This is a genomic window from Rhodococcus sp. NPDC056960 (genome assembly GCF_042674125.1).
In the GTDB taxonomy this organism is placed as follows: Bacteria; Actinomycetota; Actinomycetes; order Mycobacteriales; family Mycobacteriaceae; genus Rhodococcus_F.
Genome location: NZ_JBHURF010000031.1, coordinates 81,288 through 98,662 on the forward strand (window position 1 = coordinate 81,288; position 17,375 = coordinate 98,662).

At 66.9% G+C, this 17,375-nt stretch carries 14 protein-coding genes; 6 read left to right on the forward strand and 8 right to left on the reverse strand.

The annotated features are described in order from the left end of the window. Positions 1-13 precede the first annotated feature (13 nt). Entirely contained in the window at positions 14-1,231 is a 1,218-nt protein-coding gene (fdhA, locus tag ACFTWF_RS36830) for a formaldehyde dehydrogenase, glutathione-independent (protein ID WP_378466006.1), read from the forward strand. Between the two features lie 107 nt (positions 1,232-1,338). On the opposite strand, the gene ACFTWF_RS36835 is transcribed toward fdhA, so the two are convergent. Continuing rightward, entirely contained in the window at positions 1,339-1,998 is a 660-nt protein-coding gene (locus tag ACFTWF_RS36835) for a GNAT family N-acetyltransferase (RefSeq protein WP_378466007.1), read from the reverse strand. 193 nt (positions 1,999-2,191) lie between these two features. After that, positions 2,192-3,295 (reverse strand): mandelate racemase/muconate lactonizing enzyme family protein, encoded by a 1,104-nt coding sequence (locus ACFTWF_RS36840; protein WP_378466008.1) that lies wholly within the window; start codon positions 3,293-3,295, stop codon positions 2,192-2,194. A gap of 299 nt (positions 3,296-3,594) precedes the next feature. Here ACFTWF_RS36840 and ACFTWF_RS36845 point away from each other — a divergent pair, with 299 nt between their 5' ends. Beyond that, entirely contained in the window at positions 3,595-4,560 is a 966-nt protein-coding gene (locus ACFTWF_RS36845; protein ID WP_378466009.1) for a quinone oxidoreductase family protein, read from the forward strand. A gap of 36 nt (positions 4,561-4,596) precedes the next feature. Then, the gene (locus ACFTWF_RS36850) at positions 4,597-5,934 is read left to right on the forward strand and encodes an MFS transporter (protein ID WP_378466010.1); all 1,338 of its coding nucleotides are present in this window, start codon (positions 4,597-4,599) and stop codon (positions 5,932-5,934) included. Between the two features lie 91 nt (positions 5,935-6,025). Here ACFTWF_RS36850 and ACFTWF_RS36855 read toward each other — a convergent pair whose 3' ends face one another. Both ACFTWF_RS36855 and ACFTWF_RS36860 read right to left on the reverse strand, forming a co-directional pair. Then, positions 6,026-7,108, reverse strand: coding sequence for an alcohol dehydrogenase family protein (locus ACFTWF_RS36855; RefSeq protein WP_378466011.1), 1,083 nt, complete (start codon positions 7,106-7,108; stop codon positions 6,026-6,028). Between the two features lie 44 nt (positions 7,109-7,152). Next, positions 7,153-8,538, reverse strand: coding sequence for an LLM class flavin-dependent oxidoreductase (locus tag ACFTWF_RS36860; RefSeq protein ID WP_378466012.1), 1,386 nt, complete (start codon positions 8,536-8,538; stop codon positions 7,153-7,155). Positions 8,539-8,776: 238 nt separating this feature from the next. On the opposite strand from ACFTWF_RS36860, the gene ACFTWF_RS36865 reads away from it, so the two are divergent. After that, on the forward strand, positions 8,777-10,129 hold the full coding sequence (locus tag ACFTWF_RS36865; protein ID WP_378466013.1) for an MFS transporter: 1,353 nt from the start codon (positions 8,777-8,779) through the stop codon (positions 10,127-10,129). 48 nt (positions 10,130-10,177) lie between these two features. Continuing rightward, the gene (locus ACFTWF_RS36870) at positions 10,178-11,302 is read left to right on the forward strand and encodes a mandelate racemase/muconate lactonizing enzyme family protein (protein ID WP_378466014.1); all 1,125 of its coding nucleotides are present in this window, start codon (positions 10,178-10,180) and stop codon (positions 11,300-11,302) included. A gap of 189 nt (positions 11,303-11,491) precedes the next feature. On the opposite strand, the gene ACFTWF_RS36875 is transcribed toward ACFTWF_RS36870, so the two are convergent. The 4 genes from ACFTWF_RS36875 to ACFTWF_RS36890 all read right to left on the reverse strand — a co-directional run bounded on the left by ACFTWF_RS36875 (position 11,492) and on the right by ACFTWF_RS36890 (position 16,684). After that, positions 11,492-13,462: an FAD-dependent oxidoreductase gene (locus ACFTWF_RS36875; RefSeq protein WP_378466015.1), complete on the reverse strand. Its 1,971-nt coding sequence runs from the start codon at positions 13,460-13,462 to the stop codon at positions 11,492-11,494. A 46-nt stretch (positions 13,463-13,508) separates the two neighbouring features. After that, a complete protein-coding gene (locus ACFTWF_RS36880; RefSeq protein ID WP_378466016.1) occupies positions 13,509-13,931 on the reverse strand; it encodes a RidA family protein in 423 nt (140 codons plus the stop codon). Positions 13,932-14,015: 84 nt separating this feature from the next. Next, positions 14,016-15,257, reverse strand: a complete 1,242-nt coding sequence (ribA, locus tag ACFTWF_RS36885; protein ID WP_378466017.1) for a GTP cyclohydrolase II — start codon at positions 15,255-15,257, stop codon at positions 14,016-14,018. A 92-nt stretch (positions 15,258-15,349) separates the two neighbouring features. Further along, entirely contained in the window at positions 15,350-16,684 is a 1,335-nt protein-coding gene (locus ACFTWF_RS36890) for an MFS transporter (RefSeq protein ID WP_378466018.1), read from the reverse strand. Positions 16,685-17,181: 497 nt separating this feature from the next. On the opposite strand from ACFTWF_RS36890, the gene ACFTWF_RS36895 reads away from it, so the two are divergent. Beyond that, positions 17,182-17,375, forward strand: a 194-nt coding sequence (locus ACFTWF_RS36895; RefSeq protein ID WP_378466019.1) for a flavin reductase, incomplete at its 3' end; no start/stop codon positions are given.

Sequence of the window (17,375 nt, forward strand, 5' to 3'; positions counted from 1 at the left end):
GAGGAGGCCAGAGATGGCATCGAACAGAGCAGTAACCTACGTCGGACCCGGAGAGGTTCGCATCAAAGACATCCCGTTCCCCAAGCTGGAACTGGTGGACGGGCCCGGAGTCCATCCCGCCAACATCGGACGCAAGTGCGAGCACGGTGCCATCCTGAAGGTGGTCACCACCAACATCTGCGGCAGTGACCAGCACATGGTCCGCGGCCGCACCACCGCACCCGAAGGGCTCGTCCTCGGGCACGAAATCACCGGCGAAATCGTCGAACTCGGCCGCGACGTCGAATTCCTCTCCGTCGGCGACCTGTGTTCGGTGCCGTTCAACATCGCCTGCGGCCGCTGCCGCAACTGCAAGATCGGGCAGACCGGCATTTGCCTGAACGTGAACCCCGACCGGCCCGGCTCGGCTTACGGCTATGTCGACATGGGTGGCTGGGTCGGCGGGCAGGCCGAATACGTGATGGTCCCGTACGCCGACTTCAACCTGTTGAAGTTCCCCGATCGCGACCAGGCACTCGAGAAGATCCTCGACCTGACGATGCTGTCGGACATCTTCCCCACCGGCTACCACGGCGCGGTCACCGCCGGCGTGCGACCCGGCTCCACCGTCTACATCGCCGGTGCCGGTCCGGTCGGACTCGCGGCCGCCGTCGGAGCCCAGCTGCTCGGGGCCGCCGCCGTCATCGTCGCCGACATGAACGCCGGCCGCCTCGAGCAGGCCCGCTCGTTCGGCTGCGAGACCGTCGACGTGTCCCAGGGCGACCCGGCCGCGCAGATCGAGCAGATCCTCGGGGTTCCCGAGGTCGACTGCGCCGTAGACGCAGTCGGATTCGAAGCCCGCGGACACGGTGACCACGCCGGGCACGAGGCGCCCGCGACCGTTCTCAATTCGCTCATGGACATCACCACCGCGGGCGGCGGCATCGGCATCCCCGGCCTCTACGTCACCGACGACCCGGGCGGCGTGGACGACGCCGCCCGCAAGGGAGCGTTGTCGCTCAGCCTCGGCACCGGCTGGGCGAAGTCACTGTCCTTCGCCACCGGACAGTGCCCCGTGATGAAGTACCACCGCGAACTGATGCACGCCATCCTCCGCGACCGGGTGCACATCGCCGAAGCCGTCAACGCGACCGTCATCTCCCTCGACGACGCGCCCGCCGGCTACGCCGAATTCGACAGCGGTGCCTCGAAGAAGTTCGTCATCGACCCGCACGGCCTCGTCTCGGCCTGACATGAATGCTGCTTCCCGGACGTCCGACCGAGACAATCGGTTCGGACGGCCGGGGAGTGCCGGCCTGTGTTGCTCGAGCTCTTCCATACGCCCCGGCGTAACGGTGGTCAGGGCGTGCGGAATCCGCGGAATGTCACGTGCTTGCGTGTGCGGAAGCCGAGCCGCTCGTAGAGGGCGATCGCGCCGGTGTTCGTCTCGGCCACATGCAGAAAGGGGCGTTCGCCGCGAGCGGTGATCTGCGCGACGAGCGCGAGTACCAGACGGGCTGCGTGGCCGCGCCCGCGTGCCTCTCGCGCGGTGCACACAGCGCTGATCTCTGTCCATCCCGGTGGCCGGAGTCGTTCGCCCGCCATCGCCACCAGCGTGCCGTGCTCGCGGATACCGAGATAGCCGCCGAGCTCATGGGTACGCGGCCAGAACGGTCCGGGCCGAGTCGACGCGATCAGGGCGCGCATGTCGGGCACACTGTCCGCGCCGAGTTCGACCACACCGACTCCGGCCCGATCACGATCGTCCGGCCCGTCGCCGACCCAGATCATCTGGCGGCCTTCCAGGGTGAACACCGGCTCCCAGTCCGCCGGCGGCGTCGCGTCACTGCTGAACATGTCGGCAAACTCGCTCGGCCCGAGCAACCGGGCGAGGTCGTCCCACGCCTGCGGTTCGGAGTCGACGACCGCGGAGAACGTCGCCACCTCCGGCAGGTAGGTGACGGCCCGGCCGTATCGGCGTGCGAGATGTGCGTGCCGGGATCGCAGTGATTCGCCCACCGGGTCGTCGAGTGCCGTGGCGTCGCGGAGGTCTATTGCACTGCCCCTCTCAGGTGACCGGGTTCCAGGGCCGAACCCAGCTTCGAAATGTCGACGACGCGGTAGCCGTCGAGGCCACGTACATCGTCGCATCCGTCGGTCGGGGCAGATCTGCGGCCCCGCTCGCGCCGGCGATCCCGGCAGCCGAGCGTGTCTACGAGAAGGACGCGACCGGTTCGCCGAAGACGCCCTCGTCGGGAACGACTCCGAGACCAGGGCCGGTCGGTACCTGGATGCGACCCCCGTCGATCCGGACGGGGTTGGCCGAGTCGTAGTGGTTCTCCATGTACGGCGCGGCGATCCACACGCCTTCGAGCAGACGCGGTTGCACCGTTGCTCCGATGTGGGCACAGGCGGCCGCGATGATGTCGCCACCCCACGAGTCGTCGCAGGTATGCGGCATGGAGCGCGCCTCGCAGAGGTCTCGCACGGTCGCGAGGGCGCCGAGGCCGCCCAGTCGCGTGACCTTGAGTCCGAAGCCGTCGCACACACCGAGCGAGATCGCCCGGAGCACATCGTTCAGGCTCTCGGTGTTCTCGTCGAGGTAGACCGCATGATGCAGTTGGCCGCGGATCGCGGCGATCTCTTCCATTGTGTTGCAGGGTTGTTCGAAGACGAAGGGAATGTCTGCGCATTCCCGGCCGATCCGCAGGACGTCCCGCGCGTACAGTGCCCGGTTCGCGTCGACGGCGATGCGGGTGCACCCAGTTGCTTCCCACACCTTGCGAATGGCCTCGATGTCGATCTCGACCGGTCGACCGCCCACCTTGATCTGCAGACGCGGATACCCCTCGGCGATCTTCTCCGCGGCGATCTCGGCGGCTTCGTCCGGATCACATACGGACAGAGCGTAATAGGAATCCACGCGATCGGTCGTTGCACCTCCCAGCATGTCGCACACCCGGATGCCGTGGGCCTTGCCGATCAGGTCGTGAATCGCGATGTCGATGGCGGCTTTTGCGTAGTTGTGTCCGTTGAGGGCGCGGTCCAGCGAGCGGCGCACCGCGCGAGGTCCGGTCACGGATGTGCCGATCAGACTTTCCGACATCTGGCCGAGTGCTGCCCGCGCGCCCAGGGCGTGCTCCGGCGCGTACGTCGGTCCGACCGGGCACGTCTCTCCCCAACCGGTGACTCCGGTATCGGACACGATCTGCACGATCGTCGAGTCCAGGGAGGTGTAGGTGCCTTCGGACATGCGGTAGGCCTTGCCGCTCAGCGGCAGATCCATCTGATACACGTGAACCTCGGCGATGCGCAATGCGGTCCTCCTCAGTGCGAGAGTGGGCGATGACAACGGCGTGGTCGCAGACTCGAGTCCCGTTGATCTGCGGGGAACTCGGCAGGCTCGAAGTGGAATCCCGGCAGCTGCGAGTTGGAGAGTTCATTTAATGAACGTAACGGTCAAAAGTGTGACACACGACTCAGGGGTCGTCAAGGTTGCCGCGCAGTCGAAATGGCGAGTCGGGTGACACCGCGAGGTCGACTATTCGCGCATCTCGAACCGTTCATTTTGTAGTCTAAATGTTCAAAAATGTGCTGAACGTGTAAACATAGCGCATGCGCGCAATACAGGTCTCTCGTCGTGGCGGTCCCGAAGTCCTCGAAATCGCCGAAATGCCGGATCCCCGGCCCGGTCCGCACGATCTCCTCGTGCGGACCGAGGCGATCGGCGTCAACTTCATCGACACCTATTTCCGGACCGGGGTGTACCCGCAGCCGCTGCCGTACGTTCCCGGCGAGGAGGGCTCCGGCGTCGTCGAGGCTGTGGGCGCCGACGTCCGCGACTTCGTCCCCGGCGACCGCGTCGCGTGGTGTGGAACAACGGGCAACTACGCAGAGAAGGTGGTCGTGCCCGCCGCGGTCGCGATTGCGGTGCCGGAGGGTGTGCCCGCGCCGCAGGCGGCGTCGACGCTGGGTCAGGGTCTGACTGCCCACTACCTGGTGTACTCGACGTACCCGGTGCAGTCCGGCGACACGGTGCTCGTCCACGCCGGTGCCGGTGGAGTGGGACTGATGCTGACCCAACTCGCGACGAAGATCGGGGCGCGGGTGATCACCACCGTCTCGTCGGACACCAAGGAGAAGTTGTCGCGGGAGGCCGGCGCGGTCGAGGTACTGCGCTACGACGACGACATCGCCGCTCGGGTACGTGAATTCACCGACGGTGAGGGGGTCGCCGCGGCCTACGACGGCGTGGGTGCCGCCACCTTCGACGCGAGTCTCGCGTCCGTGCGCATCCGCGGCACTGTCGCCCTGTTCGGCGCCGCGAGCGGCCTCGTGCCGCCGTTCGACCCGCAGCGGCTCAATCCCGCAGGTTCACTGTTCCTGACCCGGCCCACCCTCGCGCACTACGTCCGCACCCGCGAGGAGCTGGCCTGGCGAGCCGGGGAGGTGTTCGGTGCCGTCGTGGACGGCACCCTGAACATCCGTGTGAGCGCGCAATATCCGCTCGAATCCGCCGCCGATGCCCACCGGGATCTGGAGGGACGGAAGACGACCGGATCCATCGTGCTCATTCCCTGACAAAGATCGAGACGCTACACATCAGGAGAGAAGGCGATGGATCAATCACCCCTCGGCCACGCAACGGTCTTCCGCGTCGACGACGCCCCGCTGCTGCCCTTCCATAAACGGCTCGTCCTCTACTCGGCCGGCGGACCCTTCCTCGACGGATACGTGCTGAGCATGATCGGTCTCGCGATGGTGCACATCACCCCGCAGTGGGGTCTGACCTCGGCGCAGCAAGGACTCCTCGCGGCATCGGCATCGATCGGTATCTTCGTCGGGGCGTTCCTCGGGGGAGGTCTCACCGACCGCTTCGGGCGCCGAACTCTCTATGCCTGCGATCTGGTCGGCGTCGTCGTATTCTCGGTCGCGCAGTTCTGGGTCGACGACTTTCTGTGGCTGTTTCTGTTCCGGGTTCTGATCGGAATGGCGATCGGGGCCGACTATCCCATCGCCACATCGCTTTTGACCGAGTTCGCCCCCAGGAAGTACCGTGGCCCGTTCATCGGTGCCCTCACCGTGATGTGGTTCGTCGGTGCCGCCGCCGCGTACCTGGTCGGTGACGTCCTCACCCGGGTCAGCGACGAGGGATGGCGATGGATGCTGGCCAGCGCCGCGGTGCCGGCGGCGCTGACCGTGCTCGCACGCATCGGGACGCCGGAGTCGCCCCGCTGGCTGGCAAGCAAGGGGCGCATCGACGAAGCCAATGCGGTGATCACGAAGATCTTCGGGCGGCACGGTGTCGTCGAGATCGAATCCGGGCTCCCCGCCGGGGGCGCCGGTGGGTTGTGGAAATCGGGATACCTCGGCCGAATCGTCTTCGTCACCGCGTTCTGGACCGCGGCAATCGTGCCGCTGTTCGCGGTGTACGCCTTCGGCCCGAAGATCCTCGCGGGCCTCGGTCTCGACGGGCGAATGGCGAACCTGGGTTCCGCCTTCATCACGATCCTGCTCCTGGTGGGCTGCGTCATCGCGATGGCGGCCATCGACAGGCTGGGTCGCCGCACCCTGTTGATTCAGAGCTTCGCGTGGTCCGGAGCGACCCTGCTCTTCCTGGGACTGTTCCCGGACAGCTCCGTTGCCGTCATCCTGTGCCTGTTCGCGACCTATGCGATCTTCACCGGCGGCGCCCAGGTCCTACAGCTGGTGTACCCCAACGAACTCTTCCCGACCGAAATCAGAGGCAGCGCGGTGGGTTTGGCCTCCTCGCTCAGCCGGATCGGCGGCGCCGTCGGTACCTACCTGGTTCCGTTCTCCCTGGACCGCTGGGGCGTCGGCCCGACCATGCTCGGCGCCGCCGCAGTCACCCTGATCGGCCTCGTGGTCAGTGTCGTCTTTGCACCCGAAACCCGGGGCAAGTCCCTTGCCGACACCACACGCATCCGTTCCTGACGGTGTCGCCCCCGGCAACATCGACACCCCGGACCGATAGCCTTCGGTCCGGGGTGTCCGGTGTGCGATCTCGAGGATCGCTACAGAGCCGTCACTGCGCTGCCGTCGGGGGAACGAGCACCAGTTTCCCGATGTGCTTCTTGGCGAGGAAATCCTCTTGCGCTCGGACGATGTCCGACAACGGGTAGGTGGCCGAGACGACCGGGCGGATCTCGTTCCGCTCGATGTATCCGATGAGGTTCTCGAAAACGGCGTCGTCCTGGAAGGTGCACCCGAAGAGGGTGAGGTCCTTGAGGTAGACGGTGCGCAGGTCGATCTCGGAGATCGGCCCACCGATGGCACCGGCGACGGAGTATCGCCCGCCGGTACGCAGCACGTCGAGCAACTGGGGCCACTGCGGTCCGACGACGAGGTCGAGCACCACGTCGACCGAACCGGCGCCGAGCGCGCCGATCAGATCCGTGCCTCGAGCGATCGTCTGATCGGCGCCCTGCGCAATGACTTCCGCGGCCTTGTCGGCTGAGCAGAGCGCGATCACGGTGGCGCCGCGGCGTTTGGCCAACTGCACGGCGGCAAGCCCGACACCGCCCGACGCGCCGGTGATCAGCACGCGTTCGGCTCCCACGTCGGCACGGTGCAGCATGTTCTCGGCGGTGGAGTACGCGCACGGCACCGCGGCGAGTTCGACGTCGCTCCAGTCGGATTCGACCGAGTACGTCTCGCGGGCCGGCGCCACCGTGTATTGCGCGAAGCCGCCGTCGCATTCGCTGCCGAAGGTCCAGCACTCGTACGGCCGGTAGTCGACGTACGTGCGCAGCATGTTGCGCACCAGGACCCGTTCGCCGATGCGGTCGGCGGACACACCGTCGCCGACCGCGACGATCCGCCCGCACGCATCGGCACCCTGAATGCGCGGGAATTTGAGGGTCGTGCCGGACCAGCTGGCATCGTCGTCGTCATCGACCGACTCGAAGCCGGTGGCACCGCCGGAACTGGTGTCGGACGTGACGGCCTTCGAATACCAGCCGATGCGGGTGTTGATGTCGGTGTTGTTGATCCCGGCGGCGGCGACCTCGATCAACACCTCCCCGGTCCCGGGGCGGGGAACATCCACATCGGTGCGGTACTCGAGCTTGTCGAGCCCGCCGTGACCCGTCAGGAGAACAGCGGTCATGGTTTCCGGTAGCAAGGTGGCTCCTTCTGATCTGAGGGTATCGGTTAGACCGCAGCCGGGGTAGACACGCCGAATCGGAGTCCGGGGTGGTCGTCGCGGAGTCGGACGGCGCCGGGGCCGTAGAGTTTTTCGCGGAGGGTGGAGCCGTCGTATTCGGTCCACATGGTGCCGCGGCGTTGCAGTTCGGGGACGACGAGTTCGATGAAGTCGGCGATGTCGCGGTGTTTGAGGGCGTGGGCGAGGTTGTAGCCGGCGATTCCGGTTTCGGTCATCCATCGGGTGAGCTCGTCGGCGACGGTGGTGGGGGAGCCGACGATGGTGGGGCCGGTGCCGCCGATGCCGACGAATTCGGCGATGTCGCGGGGGGTCCATTTCTTGTCGGGGTCCATCTTGGAGAACAGGTCGACCATGGTCTGGCCGGCGTTGGTCTGGACGTTCTCGAACGGGACGTCGGGGTCGAATTGGGACATGTCCAGGCCGGTCCAGCCGCTGTAGCGGGCCATCGCGCCGGTGTAGCTGACGAGTTTGCGGTAGGCCTCGTATTTGGCGTGCGCCTGTTCGTCGGTGGGGGCGACGACGACGTTGAGCATCTGCAGCACGTGCACGTTGTTCGGGTCGCGGCCGGATTCGGCGGCGAGGGCGCGGAGGGTGTCGACCTGCTTCTTCAGGGCGGGGATGGACACGGCGTTGACGAACACGGCTTCGGCGCTGGCGGCGGCGAGGGCGCGGCCCTTGGCGGAGCCGCCGGCCTGGAAGATGACGGGGGTGCGTTGGCGGGAGGGCTCGCAGAGGGCGAAGCCGGGGACGGTGAAGTATTTGCCGTGGTGGTCGATGTTGTGGACGCGGCTCGGGTCGACGTAGAGGCCGCGGTCGGCGTCGCGGACGACGGCGTCGTCCTGCCAGGATCCTTCCCAGAGTTTGTAGCAGACCTCGAGGTATTCGGCGGCCATGTCGTAGCGTTCGTCGTGCGGAACCTGTTGTCCGGTGCCGAGGTTGCGGGCGGCGCTGTCGGAGTAGGAGGTGACCAGGTTCCAGCCGACCCGGCCGTCGGTGAGGTGGTCGAGGGTGCTGAACTTGCGGGCCAGGGCGTAGGGGTGCTCGTAGGAGGTGGACCCGGTGAGGCCGAAGCCGAGGTTCTCGGTGACGGCGGCCATCGCGGAGACGGCCATGAACGGGTCGTTGGCCGGGATCTGGGCGGCGTCGGCCAGGGCGGCGTCGGCGGAGCCCTGGTAGATATCGTGGTAGCCGACGTTGTCGGCGAAGAAGATGCCGTCGAAGCGGGCCTGCTCGAGCAGCTGGGCGTAGTCGGTCCAGTAGGCGAGGTTCGTGTAGTTCGCGCCCCGGTCGTCCGGGTGCCGCCAGAGGCCGGCGGACAGGTGGGCCGGTCCCTGGAAGTCGAAGGCGAACAGTCGCATGCGCTGGGACGTCATCGTCTATCTCCGTTCATTTTATGAACGCTCGGTTCATGTGGTGAACAACACTCTAAGGGTCGGAATGTGGGGACGTCAACGCCGAAACGGTGCCGGTTCGGGTCGCGGGTGCGAGTCGTCGCGGAGTTCGGTCTTGACTGCCCAATGAGGCCCGTGTCACACTTTTGGCCGCATTGTTCGATATATGAACGCAGATGCAAATCGTGGCGCATCGCCAATACCACCAAGGAGTGACCTGGTGACGACTACCAATTCAGAATCGATCGGCAACCATTATTCCGTCGGCAACCGGCACGATTCCGTCGACAAGCAGCGCTTCCTCGTCAAGCTGACCGGTGTGATCGCCGGCGGCATGTTCATCGACGGTTACATCCTCGGGATCGTTGGTCCCGTCATCGGTGCGATCACCGTCGATCTCGACCTGTCGTTGGCCGTGGAGGGGCTGATCGGTGCCTCCGCATTGATCGGTATCTTCTTCGGCGGTCCCCTCGGGGGCTGGCTGGCCGACAAGCTCGGCCGCAAGCCGTTGTTCGCGATCGACCTGGCGGTCTTCATTCTCGGGTCCGTGCTGCAGTTCTTCGTCGACTCGGCGTGGCAGCTGTTCGTCGTCCGGCTGCTGATGGGTATCGCAATCGGCGCCGACTACTCCGTCGGCTGGCCGCTACTCGCCGAGTTCGCGCCCCACCGGCGACGCGGCAAACTGCTGGCGGTCACCGAGGTCGCCTGGTTCGTCGGCTTCATGGTCGCCTTCGTCGTCGGCTACGTGCTGACCACTGCGTGGTCGCTCGATTGGCGCATCATTCTGGGCACCAGCACCATTCCCGCGGTGATCTTGTTCCTGGCCCGCCTGGGTATGCCGGAATCACCGCGCTGGTTGATGAATCGCGGTCGGACGGAAGAAGCTACCGAGATCGCCCACGCATATCTCGAAGACCCGACGGATGTCCTCGACATCGCGAACGAGGGCACCCGCAAGGGCACCTTCCGCATGCTGTTCTCCCCGGCGTATCGCCGCTCGACGATCTTCATCTCCGTATTCTGGTTCTGCGCTATCACAGTGCAATTCCCGATCGTCACGTTCGCTGCGAGCGTGCTGTCGGACTACGGTCTCGGTGACGGGCTGGCCGGTGCCATCGGTCTCAACGGACTCGCCCTGCTCGGCGTCGTGGTGTCGGTGTTCCTCATCGAGCGGATCGGCCGGCGGAAGTTGACGATCCCGCAGCAGTGGGTGTGCGCGGTGGTCCTGCTCGTTCTCGGCCTGTGGTCCTCGGCCCCGCCGCTGATGGTGCTGATCGGCTTTCTGGTCTTCGCGTTCGCCAACGCCATGTGCGCCGGTCTGACCGGAGTCTATCCGGGCGAGATCTTTCCCACCGAGATCCGCGGTCTGGGAACAGGTTTCGCGACGTCCTTCAGCCGGATCGGAGCGGCCTCGGGTACCTTCCTGATGCCATGGTCGATGCACAACCTCGGCAGTGCGACCACGATGGTGATCGCCGCAGGCATCTGCGTCGTCGGCGCCGTCGTCTCCCAGGTTCTCGCACCGGAAACGATGGGCCGCAACCTCAGCGAAACCTCCGCCCCCCGATCCTGACTTTCCTCCCTCGCACCGTCGTACAAGAACAAGGAGTAAGAACACACGATGAAGATCTCTCAGATCGAACTCTTCCAGGTGGACCTGCCGTACTCGGGTGGGGTCTACCTGCTCTCGGGCGGCCGGTCGTACACCTCGTTCGATGCGTCCATCGTCCGTGTCACCAGCGATGGCGGCATCCAGGGATGGGGCGAGAGCACACCGTTCGGCTCCACCTACATCGCATCCCACGCACTCGGCACCCGTGCCGGAATCGCCGAGATCGCACCGCATCTGATCGGCCGCGACCCGCGCCAGGTCGACCGGATCAACGACGCCATGGACGAGGCGCTCGTCGGCCACAACCACGCCAAGACCGCGATCGATGTCGCGTGCTGGGACCTGTTCGGCAAGTCCGTCGGACTTCCGGTCGCCGAGCTCCTCGGCGGTTCCACCGGTGTGCCCATGCCGATGATCTCCTCGATCTACGCCGGCGAACCGGAGGAGATGCGACGCCGCGTGGCCGATCACCGGGCGAAGGGATACCGCGGGCACTCCGTCAAGATCGGAGCGCTCGACAGCGAGGGCGGTCCTGCACTCGACGCCGAGCGGATCGCCGCATCGCTGGCCGACAAGCAGCCCGGTGAGTTCTTCATTGTCGACGCCAACGGTGGGCTGCTGCCGGAGACCGCGCTGCGGATGCTGCGGATGCTCCCGCCGGGGCTGGATTTCGTGATCGAGGCCCCCTGCGCCACCTGGCGGGAGACGATGTCGCTGCGGCAGCGCTGCCCGTACCCGATCATCATCGACGAACTCGCGCAGCAGGACGACGACATCGCGTTCGCCTTGGCGAACGACGTCGCCGACGGGATCGGGCTGAAGATCTCCAAGGCCGGCGGTCTGACCCGGGGTCGGCGTCACCGCGACATCTGCCTGTCGGCGGGAATGACCGTCAGCGTGCAGGACACCGTCGGATCGTCGATCGCATTCGCGGCGATCGTGCAGCTCGGTGCCACCGTTCCGCCGCGCTCGTTGCGGTGCGTCCTCAACTGCGAGGACATGGTGACGTTGCAGACGGCGAGGTTCGACGTGCTGACCGAGGACGGCGGCATTCTGCCGCCGGCTGCTCCCGGCCTGGGCATCGAGGTCGACGAGTCCGTTCTCGGCGATCCCGTCGCCGTGTGGAGCGCCTGAACCGCTGCTCCTCACTGCCTGCACCCACCGCCTACCGGCCACGAACCGGTAGGCGGTGGGTGCTTTCTGTGGTTGAGGTATGTTGACGGCCAACGCAACTCGTTGCCTAGCCTTCGTGATCGCAGAGCACCCGTCTCAGTGCACACGAAAGGTCCCGATGCCGGTATCGGCATCGGGATCGTGGGAGAGCTAGATCGCGGTGGCGGCCCGCAGTCCGTCGAGGACGGCTTCCTCCACGGTGCGCGGGGCGAGGGAGTCACCGACTCCGGTGTGGGGGATGCCGGTGGCGTCGAGTGCGGCGAGCAGCGTGTCGTTCTGCCGGTGTCCGAGGGCCAGGACGAGTCCGTCGATACCGTCGAGGATGATCGGTTCCCCGGTGAGGGTGTTGACCAGGTAGACGGTGTCGTCGTCCGCGCCGAACAACCGGGTGTGCGGAACGACCCGGACCTTCGCCTCGGTCGCGGCACGCAGCATCGCGACGCGGGTGAACTGCTGCAGGTTCTCCCCGGCGGCGTACCCGTTGACGCAGAGGGTCACCTTGCGGCCCTCGCGGGCAAGCAGTTCCGCGACCCCGAGGCCGGTCCAGTCGCCACGCCAGTCCGCGACCACGATCTCCCCCTTCGGGATGGTGCCACCGCCGGTGCCGATGACGTCCCAGGCGTCGAGGACCGGCATGTCCCCGTCCAGTTCGAGGGGCGGCCGGTACGGGGTGGCCCCGGTGGCGACGATGACGTGGTCGGGGCGCTGCTCGGCGATCAACGCGGCATCGACCCGGACACGGGTCTTCACGATCACCCCGTACCGGTCGAGCTCGGAGTGCAGGTTGGTGGCGGCGCCGCCGAATTCGGCGCGGCCGGGGAGCCGTTCGGCGAGCAGGATCTGCCCGCCGACCCGGCCGGCGGCCTCGTAGAGGGTGACCCGGTGCCCGCGTTGGGCGGCGACGGAGGCGGCCTTCATCCCGGCGGGTCCGCCGCCGACGACCATGACGTCCGTCGGTTTGGGGGTGAGGGTGAGGGTGCCGAACTCCCGTTCCCGGCCGGTCTCCGGTCGCTGGATGCAGGAGATCGGGTACCCGGCCTGGAAATGGCCGATGCAGGCCTGGTTGCAGCCGATGCAGGCCCGGATGTCGTCCGGCCGCTCGGCGGCGGCTTTGGCCGGCATGTCCGGGTCGCAGATCAGGGCGCGGGTCATCGCGCACGCGTCGGCCTGGCCTCGGGTGAGCACTTGTTCGGCTTCGTGGGGTTGGTTGATCCGGCCGGCGACGAGCACCGGAATCGACACCGCCGCCTTGATGGTGGCGGCGGCGGGGGCGGTGTAGGCGGCCTCCTCGCTCATCGGCGCGACGATGTGCAGGGATCCGGACCGGCCGGCGGAGGTGCCCTCGGTGACGTTCAGGAAATCCAGCAGCCCGTCGGTGTCGAGGCGGCGGCACACCTCGACGATGTCGGTGGGTTCCCCCTCCGGGGAGGAGTGTTCGATGCCGGAGATGCGGACGCCGACCGCGAACCCCGGTCCGACGGCCTCGCGGACGGCCGCGACGATCTCGCGGAGGAACCGCATCCGATTGTCGAGGTTCCCGCCGTAGTGGTCGGTGCGCAGGTTGATCTCGGGGTTGAGGAACTGGGCGGGCAGGTAGCCGTGGCTGGCGACGATCTCGACGCCGTCGAGTCCGGCCCGCTGCAGGCGGCGCGCCCCGGCCGCGTACCCGGCCATGACCTCGGCGATCATCGCCTGGGACATCGGCCGGGGCATCACCCGGAAGCGTTCGTTCGGCACCGCCGAGGGGGCGTAGGCGACCGGAAGCGCACCGTCCTGGGATTCCATGATCTCCCGGCCCGGGTGGAACACCTGCCCGAACAGGGCGCACCCGTGCTCGTGGACGGCGTCGGCGACGCGCCGGTATCCCTCGATGCAGCTGTCGTCGGTGGCCATGAGCACGTGGTAGGTGTACCGGGCGGTCTCGTGGATTCCTGCGACCTGCATGACGATCAGCCCGGCACCGCCGGCGGCGCGGGCGCGATGATATTCGACGAGCTGGTCGGTGACCTGGCCGTCGTGCACCATCACGGTGTCGTGCCCGGAGGAAAAGATCCGGTTCTTGACGGTGACGGGGCCGACCTGCAGCGGGGAGAACAGGGTCGGGAAGAGGGTGTCAGACATGAAAATCCCAGTTTCTTACCGGTGGTGCGGGGATGTGGGGGTGGGGTCAGGGGGTGTCGGCGAGGACGCGCTGGGCACCGGAGACGGCGACGGCGTCGGCCTCGAAGAGCATGCCGTCGACGAGGAAGTCGTTCTGCACGGCGGTCACCGCCGGGTACGGGGCGGTGAAGAACTCGGCGCGGACCATTTTGAAGGTGTCGAAGTCGTCGCGGTGGCCGAGGTAGGCGGTCAGCTTGACCACCGATGCCAGGGTGGCGCCGTGCTGGGTCAGGATTGTTTCGATGTTGCGGAACACCTGGCGGGCCTGGGCCTCGAAACCGCCCTCGACGAGGGTGCCGGCGTCGTCGTAGCCGGCCTGACCGGACGTGAACACCAGATCGCCGGCCTTGGCGCCCTGGCTGTACTGGGCGGACTGCGCCCAGGTGAACGGGGCGGGGCGGGTCTCGACGATGGTCTCGGTGGTCGTCATGGAAATCCTCTCGGTTCTGGCCCCGGAGTGGGGCCGTTGTGGTGTCGCGATTGGGGTGCACCGATTTTCGGTGTCGGGTGTGTGTCAGCCGAGCCGTTGCAGGGTGTGACCGAGGCGGTCACGCTTGGCCGTCAGGTAGGGCCGGTTGAAAGCGGTGGGAAACGATTCGTGCGCGAGGGTGTCGGTGACGGCGATGCCGTGTGCTTGCAGGGCCGCGACTTTGTCGGGGTTGTTGGTCATCAGCCGCACCCGGGTGACACCGAGATCGTCGAGGATCTCCCCGGCCGCCCGGTAGTCGCGGCCGTCGACGGGGAAGCCGAGGCTGACGTTCGCGTCGACGGTGTCGAGGCCCTCGTGCCACTGCAACTCGTAGGCCCGCAGTTTGTGGCCCAGACCGATGCCGCGGCCCTCGTGCCCGCGCAGGTAGATCAGGATCCCGGTGCCGGCGTCCGCGATCGCGCCGAGTGCGGACCGGAACTGCGGCCCGCAGTCACACCGCAACGACCCGGCGAGGTCCCCGGTCAGGCATTCGCTGTGCACCCGGACCAGCGGCGCGTTAGCGGCGGTGACGTCGCCCATCACCAGGGCCAGATGCTCGACGCCGTCGGGGGCCCGGTAGGCGAGGGCGTCGAAGGTGCCGAGGTCGGTGGGCAGGGTGCTGCGGCCGGTGCGGGTGACGGGCTTGTCGTGGCATACCGGGGCCATCACCCTCCCGGCGCGCTCGGTGGTTCTGCGGAAGTCCTGCAGTGCAGCGATGGACACGATCGGGATGTCGTGTTCAGCGGCGAGGGATTCGAGGTCGGTGCCGCGCATCATCTCCCGCCGGTCGGGAGTGACGATCTCGCAGAGCAGGGCGGCGCCGCTGAGTCCGGCCATCCGGCACAGGTCCACCCCGGCTTCGGTGTGTCCGGGGCGTTCGAGGACACCGCCGGGGCGGGCGAGCAGCGGCATCACGTGGCCGGGGCGGGCCAGGTCGGCGGGCTGCAGGGTGGGGTCGGCCAGGGCCCGGATGGTGGCGGCGCGGTCGCCGGCGCTGATGCCGGTGGTGGTGCCGTGCCGGTAGTCGACGCTGACCAGGAAGGCGGTCTGGTGGGCCTCGGTGTTGTCGGGGACCATCAGGTCCAGGCCGAGGGTGTCGGCGCGGGCCTCGTCGACGGCGACGCAGAGGAAGCCGGAGGTGTGCTCGAGGAAGAACGCCACCGTGTCGGTGGTGGCGTGTTCGGCGGCCATGATCAGGTCGCCCTCGTTTTCGCGGTCCTCGTCGTCGACGACGAGGACCATGCCCTTGTTGGCCAGTGCGGTGACTGCGTCCGTGATGGTCGACATGATCGCTGACTCCTTTCGTGGCACAGCCGCACTGCGGTGGCGTGTCGATCTGATGGGAAACGGTGTAGTCGAGAAGGGTTGGGGGACAAGCCCTAGGCGCGCGGTGCGGACGTCTCGCTGAGGTTGCGGCCCATCGTCTCGGGTGCGAGGACCTGCGAGACTGCGGCACCGACGACGCAGATCCCGGCGGCGATGATCATCGTGATCCCGGAACCGAGGTTGTGCATCGACCACGGCAGCAGGAACGTGCCCAGGCCCGCGCCGATGCGGCTGAACGCGGTCGCGAAACCGGTTCCCAGGCCGCGGATCTCGGTGGGGAAGACCTCGCCCGGGTAGACGCCGGTGAGGGCGGTGCACATGGCGTTCGCGAACGCGAAGACCAGGAAGCAGATCAGAACGACCGCGGGCGGGGCGGAGGACCACAACCCGATGATCAGCAGCACCACGGCGCACACCCACTGCTGCGGGATGGTCAGCTTGCGGCGACCGATCCGTTCGATGAGCAGCACCGAGACGACGACACCGACCAGGGCGAGTCCATTGACGCCGATGGCACCGGCCAGACCGTCCCCCAGGCCGTAATCCGACAGCACACTGGCGGCGAACGTCGCGATGGCGAAATACGGTGCCACGCAGCAGAACCAGAAGACAGAGATGAAGATCGTCGAGCGGCGGTAGGCGGGCGAGAAGAGCATTCCGAACGTGCCCTTGCGGGTCTCCTCGGTGGCGATGTCGAGGACGTCCGTCGGGTCTTCGAGGTACGCGTGGGCGATCTCGGTGGCTTCTTCGGTGCGGCCCTTGTTCATCAGCCAGCGCGGCGATTCGGGCATGCCCAACCGGGCGAGGAACAGAATCACCGCAGGGATCGTGCTGGTGCCGAGCACGATTCGCCAATCGAGCGACCACACGGTGGTCAGCACGAAACCGATGACGAAGGCGAGCATGAAGCCGACGTACCAGGCGACCTCGCAGAAGGCCAGGAGTTTGCCGCGCAGCCGGCGCGGGGAGAATTCGGCGAGCAGCGGCCAGCCGACGGAGTAGTCGGCGCCGATCGCGATGCCCATCAGCAACCGGACCAGGAACAGCTGCCACGCCGAGTCGACGAAGAACTGCAGCGCAGATCCGAGGATGAAGATCGCCAGGTCGATCGCGAACAGCGGCTTGCGGCCGAGTTTGTCGGCCAGCCAACCGCCGAGGGGGCCGCCGACGAAGATGCCGACGAGTGCCGATGCGCCGATCAGCCCCTCCCAGAACAGCGACATGTCGAGATCGACGGTCATCGCACCGATCACGGTGCCGACGATGCCCAGGATGTAGCCGTCGATGAACATGCCGCCGGCGATCACGCCGGTGAGCTTGACGACGAAGCGCTGCTTGTCGACCCGGCCGTGGTCGATTCCGACGGGTTGAGGCTTGGTAGTCGTCACCAGTTCACTCCTTGCGCGAGGTGGGCGAATGGACGGTGGTGGGGTGTTCGCACGGGTGTTCACGACCTTCTCGGGGAGCTGTACCGGTGTCGGGGGAGGAACTTCCGATGTGTTCATTTAATGAACGAGGTGATCAAAAGTGTGACATGGGCCTCATGGCTCGTCAAGGTGTGATCGGAAGAATCGGTCGAGCCCGTCGCGGAATGTCGGGTTGTGCCCCGGGCATGCAACCCGATGGCCAGTGGGAACGCTTCGGGAAGGCTCGCGTGAGCGATCTGCGGAGGGGGCACGGGAAGGGCGACGGCTATCCGCCGCGCGGTGTCTTGCGCAGGGTTCGCGGCGCGCCGGCGCCGCCGGGTTGACAGATTGTGACCCAGGACGCACGATTGATGTAGTGATTGAACGGAGCGTTCATATTATGAACGTCAAACCGTTGAGCTCAGCCTTTCCGACCGGACCGGCGTCCGCGCCAGCGGATGACCCGAATAGGAGCCACCATGCTCAGCACCATCGATCAGGCGCACTACCGCAGCGTGATGGGCCATCTGCCGACCGGGGTGGTCGCCCTGTCCGGCATCACCGCCGGGGCGGAGTACCCGTGCGGGCTGGTGGTCGGCACCTTCCAATCCCTGTCCCTGGACCCGCCGCTGGTCAGCTTCAGTGTTGCGCACACCTCCACCTCCTGGCCGAA

Bases quoted from the DNA above. Each gene is read 5' to 3' on its own strand.
- fdhA (WP_378466006.1), top strand. From the start codon at position 14: ATGGCATCGAACAGAGCAGTAACCTACGTCGGACCCGGAGAGGTTCGC.
- ACFTWF_RS36845 (WP_378466009.1), top strand. From the start codon at position 3,595: ATGCGCGCAATACAGGTCTCTCGTCGTGGCGGTCCCGAAGTCCTCGAA.
- ACFTWF_RS36850 (WP_378466010.1), top strand. From the start codon at position 4,597: ATGGATCAATCACCCCTCGGCCACGCAACGGTCTTCCGCGTCGACGAC.
- ACFTWF_RS36855 (WP_378466011.1), bottom strand. From the start codon at position 7,108: ATGACCGCTGTTCTCCTGACGGGTCACGGCGGGCTCGACAAGCTCGAG.
- ACFTWF_RS36860 (WP_378466012.1), bottom strand. From the start codon at position 8,538: ATGACGTCCCAGCGCATGCGACTGTTCGCCTTCGACTTCCAGGGACCG.
- ACFTWF_RS36870 (WP_378466014.1), top strand. From the start codon at position 10,178: ATGAAGATCTCTCAGATCGAACTCTTCCAGGTGGACCTGCCGTACTCG.
- ACFTWF_RS36875 (WP_378466015.1), bottom strand. From the start codon at position 13,462: ATGTCTGACACCCTCTTCCCGACCCTGTTCTCCCCGCTGCAGGTCGGC.
- ACFTWF_RS36880 (WP_378466016.1), bottom strand. From the start codon at position 13,931: ATGACGACCACCGAGACCATCGTCGAGACCCGCCCCGCCCCGTTCACC.
- ribA (WP_378466017.1), bottom strand. From the start codon at position 15,257: ATGTCGACCATCACGGACGCAGTCACCGCACTGGCCAACAAGGGCATG.